At 57.5% G+C, this 18,316-nt stretch carries 11 protein-coding genes and 1 pseudogene; 11 read left to right on the forward strand and 1 reads right to left on the reverse strand.

Annotation, left to right across the window (positions count from 1 at the left end; translation table 11 throughout):
- The first annotated feature begins 583 nt into the window (after window positions 1–583).
- From MUU53_RS21230 to MUU53_RS21280, 11 genes and pseudogenes are all read left to right on the forward strand, one after another.
- Complete coding sequence (locus MUU53_RS21230; RefSeq protein ID WP_247262661.1) at window positions 584–784, forward strand: hypothetical protein; 201 nt, start codon at window positions 584–586, stop codon at window positions 782–784.
- A gap of 85 nt (window positions 785–869) precedes the next feature.
- Window positions 870–2,675, forward strand: a complete 1,806-nt coding sequence (locus MUU53_RS21235; protein ID WP_247262662.1) for a metallophosphoesterase family protein — start codon at window positions 870–872, stop codon at window positions 2,673–2,675.
- A gap of 373 nt (window positions 2,676–3,048) precedes the next feature.
- Window positions 3,049–3,312 carry a DUF982 domain-containing protein gene (locus MUU53_RS21240; protein ID WP_247262663.1) on the forward strand — a complete coding sequence of 88 codons (264 nt, stop codon included), beginning with the start codon at window positions 3,049–3,051 and terminating at the stop codon, window positions 3,310–3,312.
- Between the two features lie 170 nt (window positions 3,313–3,482).
- Window positions 3,483–4,922 (forward strand): efflux RND transporter periplasmic adaptor subunit, encoded by a 1,440-nt coding sequence (locus MUU53_RS21245; RefSeq protein WP_247262664.1) that lies wholly within the window; start codon window positions 3,483–3,485, stop codon window positions 4,920–4,922.
- Window positions 4,919–8,029 carry an efflux RND transporter permease subunit gene (locus tag MUU53_RS21250; protein WP_247262665.1) on the forward strand — a complete coding sequence of 1,037 codons (3,111 nt, stop codon included), beginning with the start codon at window positions 4,919–4,921 and terminating at the stop codon, window positions 8,027–8,029. The genes MUU53_RS21245 and MUU53_RS21250 overlap by 4 nt, the downstream gene beginning before the upstream one ends.
- Complete coding sequence (locus tag MUU53_RS21255) at window positions 8,026–11,136, forward strand: efflux RND transporter permease subunit (RefSeq protein ID WP_247262666.1); 3,111 nt, start codon at window positions 8,026–8,028, stop codon at window positions 11,134–11,136. Before MUU53_RS21250 ends, MUU53_RS21255 begins: the two co-directional genes overlap by 4 nt.
- Before the next feature lie 425 nt (window positions 11,137–11,561).
- On the forward strand, window positions 11,562–12,806 hold the full coding sequence (locus MUU53_RS21260) for an NRAMP family divalent metal transporter (protein ID WP_247262667.1): 1,245 nt from the start codon (window positions 11,562–11,564) through the stop codon (window positions 12,804–12,806).
- A 28-nt stretch (window positions 12,807–12,834) separates the two neighbouring features.
- Window positions 12,835–13,593, forward strand: coding sequence for a LamB/YcsF family protein (locus MUU53_RS21265; RefSeq protein ID WP_247262668.1), 759 nt, complete (start codon window positions 12,835–12,837; stop codon window positions 13,591–13,593).
- A 22-nt stretch (window positions 13,594–13,615) separates the two neighbouring features.
- A pseudogene (locus MUU53_RS21270) lies at window positions 13,616–14,047 on the forward strand (putative hydro-lyase); the annotation flags it as partial.
- A 33-nt stretch (window positions 14,048–14,080) separates the two neighbouring features.
- Complete coding sequence (locus tag MUU53_RS21275) at window positions 14,081–15,682, forward strand: 5-oxoprolinase subunit B/C family protein (protein ID WP_247262669.1); 1,602 nt, start codon at window positions 14,081–14,083, stop codon at window positions 15,680–15,682.
- Window positions 15,683–15,718: 36 nt separating this feature from the next.
- Window positions 15,719–17,452 (forward strand): acetyl/propionyl/methylcrotonyl-CoA carboxylase subunit alpha, encoded by a 1,734-nt coding sequence (locus tag MUU53_RS21280; protein WP_247262670.1) that lies wholly within the window; start codon window positions 15,719–15,721, stop codon window positions 17,450–17,452.
- A 7-nt stretch (window positions 17,453–17,459) separates the two neighbouring features.
- Here MUU53_RS21280 and MUU53_RS21285 read toward each other — a convergent pair whose 3' ends face one another.
- The gene (locus MUU53_RS21285) at window positions 17,460–18,155 is read right to left on the reverse strand and encodes a GntR family transcriptional regulator (protein WP_247262671.1); all 696 of its coding nucleotides are present in this window, start codon (window positions 18,153–18,155) and stop codon (window positions 17,460–17,462) included.
- Window positions 18,156–18,316: the final 161 nt, after the last annotated feature.

Consider the following 18,316-nt stretch of genomic DNA (forward strand, 5'->3'; position numbering starts at 1 on the left):
GCAAGGGCGTCAGACCAGAGGCATAGGCCGCTCTTACGGCTTCGAGATCGAGAATTGTCGGCAGCATTCAAACCTCCGGCACAGGGCTGCTATGATCAGCGGAAGTGTATGCAATTTACATGCCATGCAAGAGGCTTCTGATTGCCCTGAAGCGAAGGTCGCTGGCAAACAATGACGCCCTGAGGAAGCCTCACGACAATCAAATGCTTTAATTTTGAGCAGTTGCGGAAGGATTATCGGAGGCTATTGACGAAACCCTCCGGCGCCGCGAATTCTCGGCGTCAGGAGCGTCTCTCGCCCGGAAGCCGAGGCAGCAAGACGGGAGTAGCCCCAATCCAGCTGAAACGGAAGGCAAAGCCAAAGAACGGTCAGCCGAAACCTACGCGACCCAACAAGGCTTTGGTGCCGTCTGGGCTTCTTCCCTGTACACCTATTTGAGTTGATGCATGGTGTCCCAAACTCATGCAAGGAACGGGCCTCTGCTCGTAGTTCCTGCTGTGTTGTAAAACACGGCAATTGCGAATAGGTAGCCACTATGCCTCTGGAGAAAGCAGCGACAATGATAGATCAGCACGATGACGAAATGACCATCAGCAGCCGCAGCGATTTTGCCCAGTGGGCGATCGAGCGAGCCAAAGCTATTGTTGCGGATCAGGGGGCGGATCTCGCGCTCGCGGCTCGCGAAAGCAACGACGAAAAGGTCGGCGAAACGGCAAACGCGCTGGGTCAGGCTATTGTCGATACAATGATGGAAGTTTTTGACGGCCTTATCGGCGAAGAATAGTTTTTGCCTGAAGGCGGCTGTGAAAAGGCTATGCCAGAACGGCACTGACTGACCAGATTTCAGAACACCGTAGAAGCTTTTCGCCATGCCTCTTCAAAACACTATTGCCGTTATCGCCGATATCCATTTCCATGATCTTGAAGCAGACTTTGGTTTCTCCGGGATAATGATCGATGGTCGGCGCATGGTTGTGCGCACGTGGTCCGAAACATGTAAATCAACACGCGTTTTCAACGAAAGCGCACCCGCGCTTCATGCGGCATTGAGGATATTGATAGACCAGGGAATCCGGCACGTAGTGTTACTCGGAGACTACTCCGACGACGGGCAGCGGTCCACCATGCGGCGGCTGCGGGCAATACTGCTGGACTATGAGAAAGAGTATGGCCTGAAATTCTACGCGCTACCAGGCAATCACGACATTTTCGGTCCTGCCGGTCGTCATCAGACGAAGGAATTTATCGGATCGGATGGATCTGGAATTCTTATCAGCAGCGATACGAAACGCACGCAAAACGGCTCCATCACTAGTGAAGACATGTACTGCGACGGCTACCCGGTTGGACTGCAACCGATGAGGGAGTTTGGCTACTATCGTCAGCCATCTTACATCCATTGGGAAACACCGTTCGGCTTGTCTGAACGTGACGAAGATCGCCGCTACGAGATCTGGTCACCGGATGGAAAGAACGTTTACAACCTCATGGATGCTTCCTACCTCGTCGAACCGGAACCCGGCCTTTGGCTGTTGATGATCGATGCCAACATTTTTGAGCCGCGGAATGGTACTTTTGTGCCGGGCGAGGAAGCCGCATTCATCGATAGCACGGCAGCCGGTTGGAATGCCCTTATGCGATGCAAGCCGTTTCTGATCGATTGGATCGCAAGCGTTACGGCCAGGGCCAAGGCTTCCGGCAAGGCGCTGCTTGCATTTTCGCACTACCCGGTGCTAGATCCTTTCGATGGCACTAGCGCCGCTGACGCAGCCCTATTCGGCGAAAATAATGTGGTTGGCAGGATGCCCCAATTGCTCGTCGCTGAAACCTTGATCCGCTGCGGCGTGGAAGTTCATTTCAGCGGCCATTTCCATGCGGAGGGTGTCACGGTTGCCGCCATGGAGCATGGCGAAATTCGTAACATTGCGGTCCCTTCACTCGTGGCCTATCCGCCCGCTTTAAAAACAGTCTCGCTGACCGATACCGGGATTGTGGTTGACACTATCTCACTGAACGATATGCGCATGGAGAAATCCATCTCTGCTGCTTATAGACATGAGGCAAAAAGGACGGGCGAGACTGACGAAAAAGCCTTTGCCGCTGATGATTACCAGACATTCCTGGTCGCTCACCTTCGCTCGCTGATTGAGCATCGCTACTTTAAAAAGGAATGGCCTCAAATCGTCGTTCAGAGCCTGATAGACCAAGACCTTCGCAGCGTATGCGGCGTTCTTGGCCCGGGGACCGATCAATCAAACCTTTTGCTTCATCTTGCGGAATCGGTCGGCTTGCCCGAAGCCGATCTCGGCGAGATTTCCCTGATCGACATCATTGTTGATTGGTACTGCCTACGACAAGGCTCGCAACTCGCTTTCGGAACGATCGACCAGAACAGGCTTGATCTATATCAGGCATTGGGCAGGCTATGCTCCAAACAGCCGTCGAGAGCGCCTGAAAGCGAAACCGAACGGTTTCTCTGGATCTTCTTTTCAGGTTTCGATGATTTTCTGAAGCGGGCTTATCAATCCAAAAACCGGTTGGAGATTCCCCTGAAATCACCGAGGGAGCTGCCGCCTGTCCTGGCGCAACCAAAGACCGACCCGCTCTGGCACACATCCGAGGCGACGGCAGCCGCGGGTGCAATCATTTTGCACTCAAAGCCGGGCGGCAGCTAATCAAGTGTAACCTTCCCGGCTCCTTTTGGCAGCGATAGCACACCATACTGCTTCGTACTTGGGGGCAAATGTCCACCCTTGGACAACAAGGGCAAATACGCTGTCTTCGCTCTCAACGCGAGTGGGCTGCCCATTCTCCTCGTCGGTTTAGCCATTGATGGGATTTGGTTTGATTGGATCAGCTCGAACCCCGTTCTAAAACCAGCCGCGATCGTGAACGCTCACATGTCAAATTTGTGAATCAACCTTTATTGGCGGGGCAGCTCTTCCCGAGCTACGGTGTGAAGGGTCAGCGTGCGGTGCATCCTATCGCACCCTCTGGAACCCGGTATTTACATTTGGCGTTTCTCTGACGGACAGGGAGATAGGCTTGATGACAAATGAATTGGTAAACGGTCGTAGTGCTCCGCGATGGCTGACGCCGGTTTGGGTCCGTCTGAACGACGGATCACCGGAAGCGGTTCATGGCCCGGGGGAGGCTTTGGAGAAACTGATGTTTCGTTGGCCATCAAGGCGCGGGCGGCATTATCGAAGCGCACGAAGCAGTTGTCTTGCTGCCATGAAACGACAGATGGCGGAGGATCTCGCGCGGGAAGCGTTCATTCGGGCATCGCTGGAGGCGAAACTTCTGGATTGATCATCTAGAACTGCAAAGCGGATCCTAAAAAAGTCGGATCATTACGTTCTTGTAAGTGGCATTTTCTCAAAGTTGTGATTGGGTTATCACGATGATGTCAGACAGCTTCGAGCGGTTTTCAAACCTTCGGAGCATGAGGACTATGCCCACACGACATGAACGGTTGATCGATGAAGTCAGTAACAAAAATGGTTCTGCTCGGCCTCGCGCTTGCTGGAGCAGGGCTTGCCTATGCCGTTCAGCATCCAGACATGCAATCGGTGGCATCGTCTTGGCTTGGAAAAGCGAAGAAAGAGCGGGAAGGCAGCCGGGATCGGTCCATTCCGGTTGTGGCAACGCCGGCAAAACTTGCTGATGTGCCGATATACGCCACGGGCGTGGGGACGGTAAGACCCGCAAATACGGTCGTAGTGAGAGCGCAGGTTAGCGGTCGTATTACCGAAATTCGCTTTCAGGAAGGACAGGATATCAAGAAAGGCGAGATCATCGCCCGTCTTGACGATGCGCTCTACAGAGCACAGCTCGATCAGGCTATCGCCAAGAAGGCCCAGGATGAAGCCTTACTGGGCAATGCGGTCGTGGAATTCGAGCGCGTTCAGCGCTTGGCTGGCAATTCTGCTGCGACCCAGCAACAGGTCGATAACCAGCGGGCACTCGTGGCGCAGTACAAAGCCCAGGTCCAATCGGATCAGGCATCGATCGAAGCAGCGCAGGTTCAGCTGGATTACACCACCATCCGCGCACCCATCGACGGACGCACCGGCATTCGCAATGTCGACGTCGGCAACATCGTTTCCAGTGGCGATTCCAGCGGGATCGTTACACTTTCGCAAATCAGACCGATCACTGTCGTGTTCTCCCTGCCCCAGCAGGAACTGGCCCGCGTCAACGCAGCAAGCTCCAAAGCGCCTCTGAGTGTTGATGCATTTGCGGATGACGGCAAAACGGTGCTCGGACAAGGGCGACTGACTGTGGTCGACAATCAGGTCGATGCCACGACGGGCACAGTCAAGCTGCGCGCAGAATTTCCCAATGAGAATCTTTCGCTGTGGCCCGGAGCCTTCGTCAATACGCGCCTTCTGGTCGAAACGCTAAAAGACCGGCTGACCGTTCCATCCGCAGCCGTGCAACGAGGTCCGGGCGGCACCTATTCCTATGTTGTCGAGAGCGATGACAAGGTTCGAATGCAGGCGGTCTCGGTGCAGATGCAGGATGACCAGATCGCAGTGATCAGCGACGGCCTGAAAGCGGGTGAGCGCGTTGTGACAACCGGCTTTGCGCGATTGCAGGACGGCGCGCAGGTCAAGGTTTCGACGCCTGAAGAGGCCGATCCTGCCAAGATGGTCGTCCCGCTTTCGGATGAAAATCGCGCGCAGCGTCGCAAGGGTGGCGGAAACCGGAACAATGGGCAGAACAAACCTTCTGCAGGAGAGCATTCCGGTCAACCGGGTTCAGCCACGCCTCATCCCGAAAATGGAAACGCCGACAAAGGCACGGAAACACCTTCAGAAAGGCTTCCGGGAGATGGCGGCGCGGTGCCTCCAAAAGAGGGTGCTCAGCCTGGTGCGCCGAAGGTTGACGGCCAGAAGTCGGCTGATGCATCGCGATGAGTGTTTCCACGCCTTTCATCGCGCGACCCGTCGCAACTTCGCTTCTCGGAATTGCCACTCTGCTGGGCGGACTGCTCGGGTTTTTCTCGCTTCCGGTCGCACCGCTGCCCCAGGTGGATTTTCCGACGATCCGGGTGACGACACAGCTGCCCGGAGCAGATCCGGACACCATGACGGCCTTGGTCACCGCGCCGCTGGAGCGGCCGCTGGGGCAAATTCCATCCGTGGCCGCCATGATGTCCTCTAGCGCCTTTGGCATCAGCCAGATCACGCTGCAGTTCAATCTTGATCGAGATATCGATGGAGCGGCTCAGGATGTGCAGGCTGCCATCAATGCGGCAGCCGGGAGCCTGCCCAAGACGCTGCCCTATCCGCCGACCTACGCCAAGGTCAATCCGGCGGACACACCGATCATCACGCTGGCGTTGCATTCGGATACCTATCCAATTCGGGACTTGAGCGATTTCACCGATACCATCATGTCGCAACGCCTGAGCGAAGTCTCGGGCGTGGGTGATGTGCGCGTCGAGGGCGGGGTACGGCCAGCCATCCGCATTCAGGCAGACCTGACACGGCTTGCCTCCTACGGTCTTTCGATGGAGGACCTGCGCACCGCCATCGCCAATGCCAATGTGTCAGGAGCGAAAGGTGCCGTGGATGGCACGTTTCAGTCCTTCACACTGTCCGCCAATGACCAGATCCATGAGCCTGAGGTCTATCGACAATCCATCATCGCCTACAAGAACGGTGCGCCGGTCCGTCTGAAGGATGTCGCAGATGTCGTCGAAGGGTTGGAGAACAGCCGTGTCGGCGCATGGTATAACGGTCGTGCCGCCGTTATCGTCGACGTCATGCGCCAACCCGGAGCAAACGTCATACAGACGGTCGAGGATATGCGCTCGCAACTGCCTCGACTGAAGGCGACACTCCCGGCAGGCGTCGCACTTGATATCGTCAATGACCGAACGGAGACGATCCGGGCTTCCATTCACGATGTGCAGTGGACATTGGTGTTGTCGATCGCACTGGTTATCCTCGTCGTCTTTCTTTTCCTGCGAACTCTCACGGCGACCATTATCGCGGGGGTCGCCCTTCCACTCTCGCTGATCGCCACGTTCGGCATTATGTGGTTTGCCGGGTTCAGCCTCGACAACCTCTCGCTGATGGCGCTGACCATCGGAACAGGTTTCGTTGTCGACGATGCCATCGTGATGATCGAGAACATCGCCCGTCACATAGAAGAGGGCGAACATCCGATGAAGGCGGCACTGAACGGTGCCGGCGAAATCGGCTTCACCATCATTTCGTTGACTGCCTCTCTCATCGCGGTTTTCATTCCGCTGCTGTTCATGACGGGTATTGTCGGGCGCATGTTCCGCGAGTTTGCGCTGACACTGACTATTGCCGTTGTGGTATCGGCCATCATTTCGCTGACCCTGACACCAATGATGTGCGCTCGCATTTTGCGGGCGCCAAAGGCCAGAAGCACCGGTATTCTGGGTCTTAGCGATCGCTTCATGGACTGGGTCAATCGAGGCTATCATAGAAGTGTTGTGTGGGCAGTCGATCGCGGCTGGCTGATGCTGGGCCTGACAGCAATTACCCTTGGTGTAACAGTCTTTCTGTATCTCATCATCCCGAAGGGATTCCTGCCGGTTCAGGATACGGGCATGATAACCGCTGTCGTGGAAACGGAGCCGACGAGTTCGTTCGACGCGATGAAGACGACGCAACAGGTGATCGGCGACCGTTTGCGGCAGGATCCCGCGGTTGAGAGTGTGGTGGCCGTCATCGGCACGAGCGCGACGAACCTGACGCTGAACACCGCAAGCTACCGCATTGTTCTGAAGCCACAGGACGAACGGGACATATCCTCAACCGACCTGATCGATCGACTGCGGGAGCGCGTTGCCGGAATTCCCGGGATTCATGCAACATTCCAGAGCGTTCGCGATATTTCGATCAGCACACGGGCCAGCCGCGCGCCCTATCAATACACGCTGACCGGTACGAACGCGGCGACTGTCGCAGACTGGGCGGAAAGGCTCGCGCGTCGCCTTCAACAGGATTCTCTCCTCATTGATGTTACCTCTGAAGTGGAGCTCGGCGGCGGACGGCTGGCGATTCAGGTTAACCGGGAGACGGCGGCTCGGCTTGGCGTATCCATGCAGGCTATCAGCGATACGCTCTATGATGCCTTCGGGCAGCGCCAGATCAGCACGATTTACGGTCAGGCCAACCAGTATCGCGTTATTCTGGAGGCAGCAGAGCGTTTTCAGGGCAATCCGAAGGCGCTGGACCAGCTTTATGTGGCGGGCGCCAATGGCGCCATGATACCGCTTGGCACCGTCGCTACGGTACGCTTCACCACGGCTCCGCTGGTGATCAGCCGCAGCGAACAATTCCCGGCCGTCACCCTGAGCTTCGATCTGGCACGCGGCGCCTCCTTGTCGGACGCTGTGGCCGCGATCAAAAGCGCCGAAGCCGAGATTGGCCTTCCAGCCTCTATCCAGCGCCATTACAGTGGCGATACGGAAGAGTTCGATCGATCCCTCGCGGGTGAGCCCTGGCTGATACTGGCGGCTATCATCACCATCTACATCGTTCTTGGCCTGCTTTACGAAAGCGCCATCCACCCGATCACGATCCTCTCCACCCTTCCGTCTGCCGGTGTGGGTGCGCTGTTGGCGCTTATGGTATTCGGTCAGGATCTCTCGATCATCGCGCTGATCGGCATCGTTCTCCTGATGGGTATCGTAAAGAAGAACGCCATCATGATGATCGACTTTGCGCTGAGCGCTGAGCGGGAGGACGGGCTCTCTCCGCGTGAAGCCATCATCAAGGCGGCGAGCCTTCGTTTCCGCCCCATCATGATGACGACACTGGCAGCCCTCTTCGGCGCCCTTCCACTTGCACTGGCACAGGGCTCGGGTGCAGAGCTTCGCATTCCGCTCGGTATCTCCATCATCGGCGGCCTGCTGCTCAGCCAGTTGCTGACACTCTATACGACGCCGGTCATCTATCTCGCGCTGGATCGGCTGCGGATTCGCAAATCGGAACGCCCGAGCGAAACATCTGAAGTGCGCCACGCCGGGGAAACGGCATGAACCTGTCCGCCCCCTTCATCAGGCGTCCGGTCGGAACCACACTTCTTGCGATTGGCCTGATGATATTGGGCATTGTGGCCTATCGCATCCTGCCTGTTTCCAGTCTGCCAGCGGTGGATCTCCCTACAATTCGAGTGTCAGCCAGCCGTCCGGGTGCCGACCCGGAAAGCATGGCATCAAGCGTTGCCGCTCCACTCGAGCGGCACCTTGGTGCGATTGCTGGATTGACGGAACTGACATCGACCAGCGGGCTGGGCACGACAAACATTTTTTTGCAGTTCGACATTTCCCGCAACGTCGATAGCGCCGCACAGGATGTGCAGGCGGCTATCAATGCTGCCGTGGCCGATTTGCCGAGCGACATGCCGAACCTGCCGTCGATGCGCAAGGCAAACCCGGCCGCAGCACCCATACTCACACTGGCGCTCACCTCATCCACCCTGCCCGCAAGTGCCATCTTCGATGCCGCAGATACGGTCGTCGTCCAGCGCATCTCACAGGTGGAGGGGGTGGGCGATGTCAATGTCAGCGGCGCGGATCAACCGGCGGTCCGCGTGCGGCTTGACCCGGATCGGCTGGCAGCCATCGGTCTTTCCGCAAACGATGTGCGCAATGCCATCGTCAATGGAAATGCCCTCGCCCCCGTGGGTGCCATCGATGGGCCGAATGCTTTCTATGCACTCTCTCTCAACGCGCAACTCACGAAACCGGAAGATTACGGAGACCTGATCATTCGGTCTGGCGATGGAACCGCGACCCGGCTGTCGGACATTGCCAGCGTAGAACCGGGCGTGCGCAATCGGCGGTCAGATGCATGGTTCAACGGCAAGCCGGCCGTTCTGCTCAACATCACCAAGGCAACGGACGCCAATGTGGTTGCAACTGTCGATGCTGTGCGCGCGCTCTTTCCCGAACTCAAGCAGTTGATCCCTGCGGGCATAGAAATCGATGTGCTGAACGACCGCACGACGACCATCAATGCAAGCGTGAAGGACATGCAGTTCACGCTGCTTGCTACGATCAGCCTCGTCATGGCCGTCGTTTTCGTTTTTCTCCGGCGACTGGTGCCGACATTCGCGGCTGGCATTACTGTGCCCTTGTCCTTTGCCGGGGCCTTTGCCGCGATGTGGCTTACGGGCCTTTCCATAGACAATCTCTCATTAATGGCCTTGGCGGTCGCCAGCGGCTTCGTCGTCGATGATGCCATCGTCATGATCGAGAATGTCTATGCAAATCTGGAAAAGGGCATGAGCCCACTGCAGGCGGCACTCGAAGGCGCAAGCCAGATCGGCTTCACCGTGATTGCAATCAGTCTCTCACTGATGGCCGCCTTCATTCCGCTGTTCTTCATGGGCGGGATCGTCGGAAAATTCTTCCTGACCTTCTCGCTGACTTTGGCCTTCACCATTCTCGTCTCGACCATTGTCTCGCTCACATTGACGCCGATGATCTGCGGCCACAAGCTGAAGCCGCATGATCTGGAGGCGCGGGCGAACTGGTTCGACCGACTGGTCGAGGGCACCATGGATGGCATGATTGCCTTCTATGACAGAACCCTGAGCAGCCTGCTGCATCACCGTTTCCTTGCCATTGTCACGACGGCCGCCTGCATTGCGCTGACAGGCTATCTCTATGCGAAGGTTCCTAAGGGTTTTATTCCGAGGGACGATACCGGTTTCGTAATGGGCAACAGCCAGGCGGCCAGTGACATCTCCTATCCGGCGATGGTTCAGCTTCAGCGGCGTGCCTTGGCAATCGTCGAGAAGGACCCGGCCGTCAAGAACATAGGCGCGAGCGTCGGCGGTGGCTTTCTCGGGACCGCAAATCGCGGACAAATGCAAATCTCTTTGAAGCCGCGGGCGGAGCGAGATCCCACCGATGTGGTTGTCGAGCGGCTGCGCCGGACGACAGCGGTCATTCCCGGCCTCGATACCTCCTTTCATTCGCCGAGCGATATTCGCGTCGGTGCCCGGTCTTCGGATTCGGAATTCCAGTTCACGCTCTGGAGTGCCGATTATGCCGAACTCATAACCTGGGCGCCGCGAATTCTGGCAAGGCTGAGACAGGAGCCGCTGCTGACGGATGTCAATAGCGACCGGCAACCCAATGGATTGCAGGCCAATGTGGTGGTTGATCGGACGGCCGCTTCGCGACTTGGCATACGCATGAGCGCAGTCGATACGGCCCTGAACAATGCCTTCGCGCAGAGGCAGGTCACGGTAATCTATGGCGAGCGAAACCAGTACCGCGTCATTCTGGAGGCCTATCCGGAATTCGCGAAAGACCCTGAGCATATCCTTAAACTCTACGTTCCAGCGACAGGCGGCACGCAGGTTCCCCTCAGCGCATTTGCCAAGGTCGAGCGGACGCTGGCGCCGATCGGCGTGAACCATGAGGATCAATTCCCCTCCGTCACGATCTCCTACAATGTCGGGCCGGACATTACGCTGTCTCAGGCGAACGATGCGATCAAAGCCGCCGTTGCGGATATGCATCTGCCCGATACGCTTCATGCTGAATTTGCGGGCGACGCTGCCAATGCCAGCGATTCCTCCAGCAGCCAGCCGCTCCTGATTCTAGGCGCCCTGCTGGCCGTCTATATCGTGCTGGGCATTCTTTACGAAAGTCTCGTTCACCCGTTGACGATCATCTCGACGCTGCCATCGGCCGGGCTTGGCGCACTATTGGCATTGTGGGTTAGCGGTACGGAACTGACACTTGTCGCATTCATCGGCATCATTCTTCTGATCGGCATCGTGAAGAAAAACGGCATCATGCTTGTCGATTTTGCCCTCGATGCAGAACGTCGCCTGGGCATGACGCCTGCCGAGGCTATTCATGAAGCATGCCTCAAGCGGTTTCGCCCCATCATGATGACGACCCTTGCGGCCTTCATGGGCGCGCTCCCGCTGATCCTGGCAACCGGCCCGGGTGCCGACCTTCATCGTCCGCTCGGGATCACGATCATTGGCGGTCTGATCGTTTCTCAGGCTCTGACGCTTTACACAACGCCAATCATCTATCTGATCTTTTCCCGATGGTCGGGTTTACTCAGCAAGAGAGAACTGGAGTCAGCAGCAGGACCGACCTTGAGGCGCAGTGCCTGATACGAACCATCTCTGACAAAAAGCCCTGCTTTATCGAAAGAAGACCTGGATGGGAATGTCGCAAAGACGGCAAGATAAGCACTTGGATCGATATCTACTCCAGATTGAATATGGCGCAGCTTTGAAAGAATCATCTCAACATCACCGACGGGTCGAGTATTACCTTGATCCGCGTTAGCTGATCGTCGTGAGCGGTCGCGCAGCAAGGTACAAGTGTCATCTACCGATGACGCTCCGCAAAAAAAGCCATTTTCCGTAACGCACTCCAAAATTACAGCGCCGTACAACATTTGTGCTTATGTATGGTGATAAAATAAATATCGTTCAACAATCTTGACGAATTTGTAAAACGGGATAACCCTTAGCGTTAGGAGAACGGTCGGGGATCCATTGAGGCCGCTCTCATCCAAACAAAAGAGGGAACCATGGAACAGCCAACTGCCGTACCATCTGCCGATCCTGCATCTGGCAAGTCACGCCGCGCGGCGCTCACTGCTGCCGTCTTCCTGATGGCCACATCAGCGATCGGACCGGGCTTCATTACCCAGACCGCTACCTTCACCACAAAGCTTGGCGCAGCGTTCGCATTCGCCATCCTGGCGTCCATCCTGATCGACTTCGTCGTCCAGCTGAACATCTGGCGCATCGTCACACTGACACGGATGCGCGCATCCGACATTGCCAACGCTGCCATCCCCGGCACGGGCTACCTCCTTGCAATTCTTGTCATCGTCGGCGGGCTGTTCTTCAACATCGGGAATATTGGCGGATCGGGCCTTGGTCTTAACGCGCTTCTCGGCCTCGACCCCAAATGGGGCGGCGCCATCAGCGCTTTGATCGCCATCGGCATTTTCAGCTCAAAGCGTGCAGGCGTTGCCGTTGACAAGGCAATCATCTGGGCGGGCGTCCTGATGATTGTTCTTACCCTTTATGTCGCGATTTTCTCCCAGCCACCCGTCGGTAAGGCGCTGTTCGAAACCTTCATACCGTCAACGATCGATTTCGCGACCATCACCACGATCGTCGGCGGCACTGTTGGTGGTTATATCACCTATTCCGGTGCTCATCGCCTCCTGGACAAGGGCCAGACCGGCATCGAGAATCTGGGCGCTGTCAACCGCGCAGCGCTCTCCGGCATCGCCGTCACAGGCATCATGCGCTACGTCCTGTTCCTCGCCATTCTAGGTGTGGTATCGGCAGGTGTTGCGATCGATGTTTCCGGCAAAGGCGCCAACCCTGCAGCGCAGGCATTTCAGGCCGCAGCAGGCGAAGTCGGCCTTCGCATCTTCGGCGCAGTCCTTTGGTTTGCCGCTATAACATCGGTCATCGGCGCGGCCTACACGTCGGTCTCCTTCATCACAGTCTTCAAAAAGGACATCAGCGACCGCGCGCGTGACATTGCGACGATCATCTTCATCGCTATCTCGCTCTTCTTCTATGTCATCATCACCACACCTCCTGCACAAATGCTCGTTTTTGTCGGTGGATTGAACGGTCTGATCCTCCCAATAGGCCTTTCCATCTTCATCTATGCCGCATGGGCCCGATCCGACCTTATGAGTGGCTACCGCTATCCACGCTGGCTGCTCGTGCTTGGCGTGCTGGTCTGTGCGCTGACCTGGTATATGGGCTACAAGTCCATCGGACCGATCTTCGCGCTGCTCGGCTAAAACAAGACAGGACCAGGGAGAGGAAACCATGACTTCCATCGATCTCAACAGTGACCTCGGCGAAAGCTACGGCGCATGGAAAATGGGCGATGACGCGGCCATGCTGTCCATCGTTTCCAGCGCGAATATCGCCTGCGGCTTCCATGCGGGCGATCCGCTCGGCATCCGCCAGACGGTGAAGGCCGCTGTCGAGAGAGGTGTCGTCATCGGCGCCCATGTTTCCTATCCGGATCGCGTCGGCTTCGGCCGCCGCGATATGGATGCCACAAGTGCGGAACTGACAGCCGACGTGATCTACCAGATCGGCGCACTGCAAGGCATCGCGGCTGCAGCCGGTGGCAAAGTGGCCTATGTCAAGCCACACGGAGCGCTCTACAATCGCATCGCTCATGATGCAAAGCAGGGGCAAGCCGTCATCGACGGCATTCGGGAAATCGATTCGACCCTCATGCTGATGGGACTGGCAGGAACGCCAATCCTCCAGCTCGCGGAGAAGGCGGGCCTGAAGACTGTGGCAGAAGCCTTCGCAGACCGCGCCTATACGCCCGGCGGAGAGCTTGTGTCTCGTCGTGAACCCGGTTCCGTTCTGTACGACACCAACCTCATCGGCCAGCGCATGCTGCGACTGGCGCGTGAGGGCAGGCTCGAAGCGATCAATGGCACGACTATCAAAATCGAGGCTCACTCGATCTGCGTTCATGGCGACAGCCCAGGTGCCGTCGCCATTGCGCAAGCCGTTCGCCAGACCTTGGAAGCCAATGGCATCACCATCCGCTCCTTTGTCTGACCCCATTTTCCGGGAGGAAGATATGATTTCATTTGAACATCTGGCGCATGTTGATGCGTCTCCCGCAAGGAACACCCGCGCGCAGTACCGTAACGGCCTTGTCGAGCCGACGGCAGGCGTTGCCTGCGGCTTCACGCAGGCCAACATGATCGTGCTGCCGCGTGACTGGGCCTTTTATTTCCTGCCTTATACGCAGCGAAACCCAAAGGCCTGCCCGGTTCTGGATGTTTCGGATCCGGGCTCGCATACAACGACACTCGCGAAAGATGCCGATCTTCGTTGCGACGTTCCGCTATACCGCATCTGGCGCAACGGCAGACTGGCGGAAGAAACGCCGGATGCCTCCGCTGCCTGCGCAGAACACCCGGATATCGCGAGCTTCCTGATCGGTTGCAGTTTCTCTCTGGAAAGGCCGATTGCAGAGGCATGCATCGAGATCCAGCATATCACCGATATCCCCGATTCCGCTTACCACGCGTGAGGTTCCATGCGCTTCCTGCCCGTCAGCCTCACCACCCTTTTGGTGGAACTGCAAAATCTGGATGAGACGCTGGCACTCTTCGCGTCCCTGCAGGCCGATCCGGTCGACGGCATCGTGGAGATGGTGCCCGCCGCACGGACCCTCATGGTGCGCTTCCGCCCAGAGCTGATCACCGCGCCTGAACTGGTGGCAATCATTGCCGGACATGATATCTCGAAAGCTATATCCGCGTCTGATCAGCGCGTTGAGATCCCTGTCCACTACGATGGCGAGGATCTGGCCGATGTAGCGGAACTGACAGGACTATCGGTGGAGGAGGTCATCCGGCGTCATACGGAAAGCATCTTCACCGTTGCCTTTTGTGGCTTCGCCCCTGGTTTCGGCTATCTGGTCAATGGCGATCCCAAGCTGCATGTGCCGCGCAGAAAAAGCCCGCGCACCCGCATACCTGTCGGTTCTGTGGCGCTTGCGGGAGAATTCTCAGGCGTCTATCCGCAAAACAGTCCCGGCGGCTGGCAGATCATCGGCACGACGCCGGTGAAGATGTGGGATCTGGACCGAAACCCGCCAGCCCTTTTCCAGCCTGGCTATCAGGTGCGATTCATCGATCTGGCGCATGCGCCCGCTAGCTATCATCTGCCGCCAACTCAGCAGATCATGCAGGCGCCGGCACGAGATGTCACTGAAGGTGTAGCGCTCAAGGTTTTGGAAGCGCCAATGCCTGCGCTCATTCAGGATCTCGGTCGCTTCGGCCAGACAGGTCAGGGCGTATCCTCCTCTGGCGCTCTCGACCAGGGCGCATTCAAAGCAGCGAACCGCATTGTCGGCAATCCGCTGAACACGCCCTGCCTCGAAATAACCTTGGGTGGCTTCTGCTTCGAAATTACAGGTCGAACCGTGATGGCCCTGACGGGTGCCTCTTGCCCTCTTCAGATCGAAACGCGCGACGGAACCTCGATATCTGCCTCAACCTACCAACCAGTTTCATTGGAAGCAGGCGACAAAGTCCGTCTCGGCTTTGCTGTGAGCGGTGCCCGCAGCTATCTCTCCTTTCGAGGCGGTATCGACGCTGCCATGGTTCTCGGGAGTGCCGCGAGCGATACGCTTGCGGTCGTCGGGCCGGAAGCGCTTGTTGCCGGAAGCGTGGTCGGCATCGGTGGCGTTGGTGAGCGGCTTTTGCCAGTCAGCCTTGGGGAGCAACCAGCGTTCAAACATCCCATCGCCGACGAAGAGGTTATGCTCGACGTCGTGATGGGGCCCCGTACCGATTGGTTCACGCAAAAAGGCATCGAGACACTTTTCAGCCAGAGCTGGACGGTGACACCGCAATCCAACCGCGTCGGCGTTCGTCTTGCCGGGGACACCCCGCTTGAACGCATCGATTCGTGGGAACTTCCGAGCGAAGGTACGGCGACAGGTGCCATTCAGGTGCCGCACAGCGGACAACCCGTGCTGTTTCTCGCCGACCACCCGCTGACAGGTGGTTATCCGGTCATCGCAACGGTCGCGGAATATCACCTCGACCTGGCCGGTCAGATACCCGTGAATGCGAAGGTGCGCTTTCGCCCAATCACCCAATTCAACGAGATTGAACCGGCTGCACGTTGACCGGCAGACCGACAAGAAGAACAAGAGGGAACATCCATGAAGAAGGTTCTGATTGCCAATCGTGGCGAGATCGCCGTCCGCATCATCCGTGCCTGTCGCGATTACGGCTTGAAGTCGGTTGCAGTGTATGCCGATCCGGATGTCGATGCATTGTTTGTTCGTCTGGCCGACGAAGCCTATGGGCTTGGCGGCGCTCGTCCAGCAGAGACTTATCTCGACATCGCCAAGCTGATCGAGATTGCGCAACGTGCAGGCGCAGATGCCGTGCATCCCGGCTACGGCTTTCTTTCAGAGCGCGCGGAATTTGCACAGGCCGTGATGGATGCAGGTCTGACCTGGATCGGGCCGGATCCGAACGTCATAGAGGCGCTTGGCGACAAGGTTGAGGCGCGACGCATTGCTCTTTCGGTCGGTGCACCGCTTGTCGCGGGCAGCGATGGTCCGGTGGAAACTGCAGCGGAAGTGCTGGCTTTCGCCCGCGAGCACGGACTGCCGCTGGCAATCAAGGCTGCTCATGGCGGCGGCGGGCGAGGCATGAAGGTTGTGTGGAAGATGGAGGACGTGGCAGAGGCCTTCGAGTCTGCCGTCCGTGAAGCCAAGGCTGCTTTCGGTCGTGGCGAGTGCTTCCTCGAACGCTTTCTGGATCGACCACGCCATATCGAGGCACAGGTAATCGCTGACAAGCACGGCAATGTTCTGGTCGTCGGCACACGCGATTGCTCCCTCCAACGCCGCAACCAGAAACTCGTGGAAGAGGCTCCGGCTCCCTTCCTCACCGATACGCAACGGCAGAGCATTCATGATGCTGCAAAGCGTATCTGCGCGGCGGCAGGCTACTCAGGTGCAGGAACGGTCGAATTCCTTCTTGGTGTTGACGGAACGATTTCGTTTCTGGAGGTCAATACGCGTCTTCAGGTCGAGCATCCGGTGACGGAGGAAACGGCGGGTATTGATCTTGTGATTGAACAGTTCCGCATCGCGGAAGGCAAGCCACTTGAGGTGACGGAAACGCCTGCTCCACGCGGCCACGCAATTGAGTTCCGCATCAATGCCGAGGATCCGGGGCGCGGCTTTTTGCCGACACCGGGCACGATCACCCGTTTCGAAGGGCCTTCGGGCCCGGGCGTCCGGCTGGACACCGGGGTCGCTTCAGGCTCCACCGTACCGGGAACGTTCGACTCGCTGACCTCAAAATTGATTGTGACGGGTGCAACACGCGAACAGGCGATCGCCCGGGCTCGGCGCGCACTGGATGAGTTTGTGATTGAAGGTGTCGCAACGGTGCTGCCCTTCCATCGCTCCGTGCTGAAGGAAGACGATTTCATCGGCACTGGCGGCTTCAAGGTTCACACGCGCTGGATCGAGACGGATTTCGCCGATCGCCTGGAACAAGCCGCAAGACCTGAGCCTGCGACGACAGAGGGTCTGGTCCGCACTGCCGTGGAAATTGACGGCAAGCGCGTGATGCTGGGCATCCCGCAGGCGCTGCTTGGCGGCTTGGCGGGACTTTCGGGAGTAGGTTCCAAAAGTGCCGCAGCTTCAGAGGAAACCGTTGATCCCCTGGCGATGATCGCGCCGATTTCCGGCACGCTGCAAAGCTTCAAGGTTGAGGATGGCGCCACAGTCCAGGAGGGCGATCTGATCGCCGTCATGGAAGCAATGAAGATGGAAACACAGGTTCTGGCGAAGCGCAGCGGCGTGTTGAAGCTCACCTCCAAGCAGGGGGCTTACCTTCAAAGCGGATCCGAGATCGCGCGTTTCACAGAATAAACTTCCTTCAGTCTGGATCCAGATCGATCCGGTAACGGTTCAAAATGGCAGCGATATCCGTGTCGCTGCCATCATCGTCCGCCTTTGCCCTATCCTCTACGGCGTGGAGATGTTGATCCATGATCATCACCGCCCTCTCACGATCCTGAGATTTTAGCGCTTCAATAAGATTGTAGTGTTCCTCGATACCGCATTCGGCAGAATGCGGACGCCCGAAACGCGCCAGGATGAGGGAGGAGCGCGAGACCACGCGGGTGATGAATTCGATCAATAGCTTTGAATCGCTTAGTTCCGCCAGCAGAATGTGGAACTCCCCGGCAAGGCGAATTGAACGCGGAGAGGATGCTTTAACAGCCCTTTCCTCTTCACGCACATGGGATATTAGAGCATCGATCGCATCCTTGGACATCCGGCGGCAAAGACGCTCGATCACCTCGCGCTCCAGACACCGTCGAAGGGCAAACACCTCATCCGCTTCTTCCAACGTCGGCATCGCTACTGATGCGCCGCGATTGATGCGGATTTCTACCAATCCATCCGACGAAAGTCTCTGAAGGGCATTGCGCGCACTCGTGCGACTGACGCCGAATGCATCTCCAATCAAATCTTCGGGAAGTTTCGCACCTGGCTTGAGTGCCTGCTCCAGAATGGCGCGACGCAGGGAGGCATAGATGGCATCGCTACGGCTGGACTGTGTTGACACCTTCGCCTTCTCCCAGCGCTATCGCCTGACTGCACTACAGGATCTCGCCTTTTCCGGCAAGTTGACCGGCACGGTTTGTTCTATCCCATTCGCTCTGAGGCGTAAGAGCCCGGGCTTGGAGGGAAAACGATGGTGCGGTTGCCGTTAATGAAGGTGCGGTG

It is taken from the genome of Affinirhizobium lemnae, from assembly GCF_022968395.1.
GTDB classification, from domain to species: domain Bacteria; phylum Pseudomonadota; class Alphaproteobacteria; order Rhizobiales; family Rhizobiaceae; genus Neorhizobium; species Neorhizobium lemnae.